Origin of the sequence: Polaromonas glacialis, from assembly GCF_000709345.1 — a bacterium.
In the GTDB taxonomy this organism is placed as follows: Bacteria; Pseudomonadota; Gammaproteobacteria; order Burkholderiales; family Burkholderiaceae_C; genus Polaromonas; species Polaromonas glacialis.
Genome location: NZ_JMDZ01000045.1, coordinates 1 through 1,421, shown reverse-complemented (window position 1 = coordinate 1,421; position 1,421 = coordinate 1). Strand labels below are relative to the sequence as shown.

The 1,421-nt window shown below is 63.4% G+C and carries 1 protein-coding gene; it reads right to left on the bottom strand.

What is annotated here, in order from left to right:
* Positions 1-149 precede the first annotated feature (149 nt).
* A complete protein-coding gene (locus EC86_RS0100230) occupies positions 150-1,340 on the bottom strand; it encodes an IS4 family transposase (RefSeq protein WP_198026729.1) in 1,191 nt (396 codons plus the stop codon).
* Positions 1,341-1,421: the final 81 nt, after the last annotated feature.

Genomic DNA, 1,421 nt, shown 5'->3' with positions numbered 1-1,421 from the left:
GCGCATAAGCGCTAACCTAAAAATTATTCCATTCGTCAATCTTGAGTTTTCGTTTTCGAGGCGGCTCGGCCAGACGATAGCGCACGCACCTCCACTGGGTAAGGGCCTGCACAAGTGACAAGGCCGGCAGCACGGCGCGACACAGCAACTCATGCATCAGCGAGAACTCCCGCCACAGGCACGGACTTCTCGTTTTCGTTCGCGCCCTGCTCGCCAGTGGCGCTGCGGTTGCCAGTGAGTTCGATGTAACCCCAGGGGGGAAAAGCCTCGCCGGCGACCCGCAAGGCATCAATGAGAAGCGCCACCAAAAGCTTGCCCTGTAGCCACGCGCGAGCGGCCCGGGGGTCATGCTTTTTTAGATGTCCCAGCCCGGCTAAAGACTTCAGCCGCTTGAACACCAGCTCAATTTGCCAGCGCGCCCGGTATAAATCGAGCACCTCAGCGGCGCTTAGCTCGTCGCCAACGGTTGTGAAGACCAGCACATAGTCGGCCGCCAGCAGCGTGCGCGGCTGCAGCTCGGTGCCATTGCGCTGGCTTTCGCGCGTCACGCGCTGGCGCGCCTTGAGCGCCGAGGCGGCGTCTTTCTTGACCGCGCACAGCCGCCCCGCAATCAGGCGCTTGCCGTGGCTGACGTAGGCGGGCCATGCACCGCACTGCCCGGTCTCCAGTGCGCTGACGCACTCAAGAATCCCCAGCGGCTGGCCTTGCGCGGTTTTTAGCGGCAAGGTGACCAAATTGGTACGCACCACCACGGCGCCTCCCGCATCGTGGACATGGGCCACGCCCGGCGGGTTGGCAAAACCCCGGTCTGCGACCAGTACCTCTCCAGGCAGAACCGTAAAGCGGCGCAGCGTCTCTCCCTCTTTGCTGGTGCTGACAATGACCTCGTCGGCGCGCAGGCTAGGCCACTGCACGGAGTAGTGCAAGCGCCACTTGGAGCCGCTCGCGCCAGGCTCGCTGACCATGGTGCCATCGACCAGGCGGATGCAGTAGTTGCCCCAACAGGGCCGCAAGGCCTGGCTCGCCTTGAGCGCGGCCGGCATCCACTGCTGGCGTAGCTGGCTGCCCATCCATTCAAACCAGCTCGCGCAGTGACGCAGGCGCTTCAAAACAGCAACATCGCTGAGCGCGGCGATCCCGCCCAGGCGTGCCCGCTGCGCAGTCTCCCGCAAGCCGCAGCCCTGAGCAATGTGAATGAGCATGACGCGCAGCAGCGCTGCTGCATCCGCGACGCCTCGCGTGCGCCTGAGCGCGTGCAGCTCACGCGCCTTGGCTTGCCAATGCTCGGGCAGCAGGCGCTCTATCGCCGCCCAGTCTTCGTCAGCCAGCTTTGACGGCACGCTTTGCTCTTGCCGTGTTGAAGAGTCCGCTTGTTCGGTGTGAAAAACCATGCCTGCATTATCTCTGATATCTGCAATGAC